Annotated in this window: 5 protein-coding genes; 2 read left to right on the top strand and 3 right to left on the bottom strand. The window is 26.8% G+C overall.

Annotation, left to right across the window (positions count from 1 at the left end; all coding sequences use genetic code 11):
• Positions 1 to 10 precede the first annotated feature (10 nt).
• Together M4I33_RS11565 and M4I33_RS11570 are read right to left on the bottom strand one after the other, a co-directional pair.
• Positions 11 to 1,618, bottom strand: a complete 1,608-nt coding sequence (locus tag M4I33_RS11565) for a CTP synthase (protein ID WP_257916934.1) — start codon at positions 1,616 to 1,618, stop codon at positions 11 to 13.
• Between the two features lie 194 nt (positions 1,619 to 1,812).
• A complete protein-coding gene (locus M4I33_RS11570; protein ID WP_257916935.1) occupies positions 1,813 to 2,640 on the bottom strand; it encodes a MerR family transcriptional regulator in 828 nt (275 codons plus the stop codon).
• 78 nt (positions 2,641 to 2,718) lie between these two features.
• Here M4I33_RS11570 and M4I33_RS11575 point away from each other — a divergent pair, with 78 nt between their 5' ends.
• Positions 2,719 to 4,050, top strand: coding sequence for an MATE family efflux transporter (locus tag M4I33_RS11575; RefSeq protein ID WP_257916936.1), 1,332 nt, complete (start codon positions 2,719 to 2,721; stop codon positions 4,048 to 4,050).
• Between the two features lie 37 nt (positions 4,051 to 4,087).
• Here the strand turns inward: M4I33_RS11575 and M4I33_RS11580 are convergent, their stop codons facing one another.
• Positions 4,088 to 5,131, bottom strand: a complete 1,044-nt coding sequence (locus M4I33_RS11580) for a hypothetical protein (RefSeq protein WP_257916937.1) — start codon at positions 5,129 to 5,131, stop codon at positions 4,088 to 4,090.
• Positions 5,132 to 5,231: 100 nt separating this feature from the next.
• Between M4I33_RS11580 and M4I33_RS11585 the strand changes: the two genes are divergently transcribed.
• Positions 5,232 to 5,846 (top strand): hypothetical protein, encoded by a 615-nt coding sequence (locus tag M4I33_RS11585; RefSeq protein WP_257916938.1) that lies wholly within the window; start codon positions 5,232 to 5,234, stop codon positions 5,844 to 5,846.
• The last annotated feature ends 154 nt before the right edge of the window (positions 5,847 to 6,000 follow it).

The following is a 6,000-nucleotide window of genomic DNA, read 5'->3' on the forward strand; positions in this document are numbered from 1 at the left end:
TTAAATAATCTTATTTATTTTCTATTGCTGCTTTTACAAACTCTTTAAATAGTGGGTGTGGTCTGTTTGGTCTTGATTTTAATTCTGGGTGGAATTGTGCAGCTACAAACCAAGGGTGATCTTTTATTTCAACTATTTCAACAAGTCTACCATCTGGACTAGTTCCTGAAATAGTCATACCAGCCTCTTCTATCTCTGTTCTATATTCGTTATTAAACTCATATCTATGTCTATGTCTTTCATAGATAACTTCGTCTTTATATGAGTCCATAGCTTTTGTATCTTTAGCTAATTTACAAGGATATAATCCAAGTCTCATAGTACCACCAAGGTCTTCTATATCTTTTTGCTCTGGCATTATATCAATAACTGGGTGAGTAGTTTCTTCGTTTAACTCTGAACTATGTGCATCTTTATATCCAACTACATTTCTTGCAAATTCAATAACTGCACATTGCATTCCAAGACAGATTCCTAAGAAAGGTACTTTATTTTCTCTAGCCCATCTTATAGCCTCTATCTTTCCTTCTACTCCTCTATCACCAAATCCTCCAGGAACTAATACTCCATCTACTCCTTCAAGGTATTTGTTTATATCTTTTCCTTCGATTTCTTCTGCATTTATCCATTCTATTTCTACATTTGCGTCGTTATCAAGTCCACCATGACTTAAAGATTCTACTACTGAAATATATGCATCATGTAATTCTACATATTTTCCAACTAGAGCTATTTTAACATTTTTCTTTAAAGATACTAGTCTGCTTACCATATCTTCCCAAGCACTATTATCTATTTCTCTAGTTTTTATGTGTAATTTCTCACAAACTAAATTATCTAATCCTTCGTTGTGAAGCATTAAAGGCACTGCATAAAGATGTTCTGCATCTAAGTTTTGAATAACTGCTCTTCCTTCGATATTACAGAATAAACCGATTTTATTTTTAATATCTTCTGATAATTCTTTTTCTGATCTACAAACTATTATATCAGGTTGAATTCCGATACTTCTTAATTCTTTAACTGAGTGTTGAGTAGGTTTAGTTTTTAACTCACCAGCTTTTCCAAGGTATGGAACTAAAGTTACATGTATAAAGCATACATTCTCAGGTCCAACTTCACTTCTTACTTGTCTTATAGCTTCTAGGAATGGTTGTGATTCTATATCTCCAACTGTTCCCCCGATTTCTGTAATAACAACATCTACATCTCTCTCTTTTGAAACTCTATATACTCTTTCTTTAATTGCATTTGTTATGTGAGGTATAACTTGAACTGTTCCTCCAAGATATTCTCCTCTTCTTTCTTTAGATATTACTGACCAGTATATTCTTCCTGTAGTAACATTACTATTTTGTGTTAGATTTTCATCAATAAATCTTTCATAGTGACCTAAGTCTAAGTCTGTTTCAGCTCCATCATCAGTTACGAAAACTTCACCGTGTTGGTAAGGACTCATTGTTCCTGGGTCAACATTTAGATATGGATCAAACTTTTGAATTGAAACATTTAATCCTCTATTTTTTAATAGTCTTCCAAGTGATGCTGCTGTTATTCCTTTTCCTAATGCAGAAACAACTCCACCTGTTACAAATATATATTTAGTATTTTTACTCATAGAATTTCCTCCTTAGATAGTAGATTAGAAAATTTATTTAAATTTCTATTGACTCTTATCTTTAATAATAATATAATAGATATTACCCCGTAAATTTACGTTATTTATGGGGCATCTGTGGTTACTTTTTTAATAACATAGATATGATAATAACATATCTATTTGTAAATTGGTAGTCTTTTTTTATTCATTTTTTATTCATATTCTTTTATTCTAACTGAGATCTTAGTTAAGAATTCCTTTTCATTTCTCGTAGATAAATAGTCTAAAAGTCCTTCTTCATAAGAATCACTACATATTTCATAACCATTTTCTAAAATGAATCTCAATAATTTTTTATAGCTTTTCTTAGTTTCTTCATAAGGGCCGCTATGGTTAATTACTGCATACAATCCCTTCTCTTTCTTCGAAAAGTTAAAATTATCATTTTTAGATACCTTCATGATTAACTTACTTATATTAAAATAGTTACCCTTTAATATATCTTCTTTCCAAACAATTGCACCAATTGGAAAACCAGAAATTATATTTTCTCTTTCATTTTTATTTACTAGTTCTGTCACACCTTTAATTATTCCATCAAAATAATAATTTCCTATATCTACTGTATTAAAATACTCATCTTTGCAAAATTCAATATATGGCTCTTTTTTAGTTAATGAATTTATTCCTTCTTCTGTAGTACTTATTTTATTTTCTACATTTTTAATAATATTATTTAAGTTTTTTATTTTTAGTTTAGTTTTTTCTCTTTCTTTATTTAAAAGATTTAAGAATTCTTCTGGGCTTCTATTATCTAAGTATTCTTTTATCTCACCTAAAGATACACCTATTTCTCTTAGTTGCATAAGAACACTAAAACTATCGTACTGTGAAATATGGTAGTATCTATATCCTTTAGAATCTTTATATTTAGGCTTAAAAATATTTTCTTTATCATAATAGATCAATGTTTTTCTGTTTGTCTTGCATAAATCTGCAAAGTCACTTATCTTAATATACTTACTTATATCCTTTTCCATAATAAAATCTCCTTGACTGTATAGTTACTATACATTATATACTTTTATTATAATTTAAAGAAGGGACATAAATGTAATATGGAAAATATTTTTAGCAAAAAACTAACCTTTTCACAATTTTTAAAGTTCGTAATGCCTGCAATTATTTCTATGGTATTTATATCAATCTATACTATAGTTGATGGAATATTTGTTTCAAACTTCGTTGGTTCTGACGCTTTAGCAAGTATAAACATTGTACTTCCACTTATTAATTTAGTGTTTGGTTTTGCCGTTATGATTGGAACTGGAGGAAGTGCTGTAATAGCTATAAAACTTGGAGAAAAAAAGATTGAAGAATCAAGAAACACTTTTTCAGCGTTAATGATTTTTTCATTTGTATTTAGCTTAATTTTAGGTCTTATTTTATGCTTTTTTATGAAAGATATATCTTATCTTTTAGGTGCAACTGATAGACTTATCGATTATTCGATAACTTATGGAGTCATAATAGCTTTTTTCACTCCTGTATTTGTAATAAAGTCATTAGTTGAATTCTTTATAAGAACAGATGGAGATTTTAAGTTTAGTCTTTTTATATCAATTATAGGTGGTGTAATTAATATTGTACTTGATTATGTTTTTATCGTAATTTTTGGATATGGAATAGGTGGCGCGGCTTTAGCTACAGGTCTTGGAGCTTTAATCTCTCTTTTAATTGGTTTATTATATTTTAGACGTGAAAAATCAACTTTAAAATTTGTTAAACCTAAATTTGATTTTAGAATTATTAAAGATGTATGTATAAATGGATCTTCTGAAATGGTAACTGAACTATCAACTGGTATAACAACACTACTTTTTAATTACTTAGCTTTAAAATACGCAGGAGAAGACGGTGTAGCTGCCCTTACAATAATTTTGTATGCTCACTTTTTATTAATTTCAACATACCTTGGATTTTCAGCTGGTGTGTCTCCTATAATTAGTTATAACTATGGAGCTAGAAATTATAAAAAATTAAAAGAAGTTCTTAAGTATTCAAAATACTTCTTAGCCATTTCTTCTGTTTTTATATTTATTTTCTCAATAACATTTGCAAAAGGAATAGTTCAAGTATTTGTAGATCCTTCAAATAATACTTATTCTTTAGCTTTAAAGGGACTTTATATTTTTTCTTTCGCTTTTTTAGCTGTTGGATTTAATGTTTTTGCATCTGGTTTATTCACATCTTTATCAAACGGAAAAATTTCTGCAATAATTTCTTTTGCACGTGCCTTTTTATTTGTAATAATAGGTGCTTTAATATTCCCTGCACTATTTGAAATTGATGGACTTTGGCTAATAGTTCCATTTGCAGAATTCTTAACCTTACTTATTGATATATTCTTTATAAAAGAATATAAAGACTTTTACCATTTAGAATTTTAAAAAGCTATGCACTAATTTCTAGTGCATAGCTTTTATTTTATAAATCAAAATAATCATCACATCTATTTACTTTTAATTTTTTAACTAATACTTCCTCTAATTCCTTAATAGCCTTAATAGTTCTTAAAACCGAGTCGTTAACCATTAATATATCATCTACACTACAAACTTCATCTAAAACCTTTTGAATTTTTAAACTTTCTGAATTTAATATTTTAGATATAGAGTTCTCTATATTTGCTATAGACTTTTCTATATCATCATTTTTTAAATTACATTTATTATTACAAGGTGTATTATCATTTTTACAAACAACACAAGTGCATGCAGGGTACCTGTCTTTACATACGCTGTTATCCCCTAAATTACACATATATGGGCAAAGAGGAAGATCACTTAAACAAATAGCAAACCTTCTTACATAGGACTTATTTCCATCATTAAATAAAGTAAAAAATTTAATTTTCTTATTTTTAAAAGAAAGACTATATGTTTGAGATCTTGGATTTTCTCTTTCATTAATATTTATATTAATGCAACCACAATCAGATGAAATAATAAATATTTGATCACTTTGCCTCTTTTCTATGATGCACCTTAAAGGTGCTATTTCTAAGCAGTAGATAAATTTAGAAGTTCTCGTACTAATTATATTAACAACTTCCCCTGATTTATTATAATCTAATATGAAATTTCTATAAGTTACAACTATAGTATCATAACAACAATTAAATGAGATTCCTAAAATTTCCCCAAAATACTTTGTATTTGGATTTAATTTAATAGTTCCGATTAATTCATAGTAAATATCTAATTTATAAATATTTAAATTATCTCCTTTAATAGTTCCATAAAAAATACACTCACTATTATTAAAATAGAGATTATTATACCTATAACAAAGAAGTGTTTCGCTTATATAATTAAAATTATCATCATATTTATACACTTTAGAACAATTTTCTATTTTAAGTTCTTCTAACAAATAAAATATATTGCTATCATTCGTTATTGACGAAAAAACTACATTTCCAGTTGGTGTAACTAGTGGTATTTTATCTAAATTAACATCAGTATACATAAAAACCTCCTTATTTATTATATGAAAGTCTAAATATTTTGTTTTAGTTACTATGCAAATAGTTTAACTTTCTGATATAATTGTAAATATATGGAAGGAGGTGTTAGAAATAAATATAAATTATTTTAATATTAAAATTGGAGAAAGCTTTATAAATGTTTCTAATAAGAAAGGAAAAGTTTATAAATCCAAAATTGACTTAAAAAATGTAGGTCCTATAAAAAGGGATGGTTTTTGGCACCTTGCTTGGAGCAAAGAGCATAATTCCTATATAGTAATAAATAAGAAATCAAAACTAAAATTACAAAATTTCCTCTTAGGAGTAAACAATAATGTTCCAGTTTTTCATAAAAACAGAGATACCTTAGATAATAGATTATCTAATCTTTATATTTACAAAGAATCTAATATGAAAAACAATTATGAAGTTTTAAATGATAGTACAGTAAAGGTTTATATTTCAAATAGATATAAAGAAGAATCACTATATTTTTTAATATCTAAATGTGATACAGAAAAAATTTTAGATGATTTTGGCTACTGGACCTATGCAAAAAGTAAAAATAAATATACTATATTCAAAAACACAAAAAACGGTAAGAAAACACCTTTAGATATTTTATTTCCTAAAAATAAACCAGACCAAATCACAAAATTAAATAAAAATTTCTTTGATTTTAGAAGAGAAAATATAAAAATAAACTTAAATCTCTAAAATAAAAAGGATCGAGCTCACAATTATCTTTTAGCTCCATCCTTTTTAATAGTAAAATCTACTTTTCTAAAATATATTTATAAAATATATAATCATATAATTCTTCATCAAGTTCTTTTAATTCTTTTAAATCCTTATTATCTATAGTCAGTAC

The organism is Clostridium sp. LY3-2, from assembly GCF_024705715.1.
Classification (GTDB): domain Bacteria; phylum Bacillota; class Clostridia; order Clostridiales; family Clostridiaceae; genus Clostridium.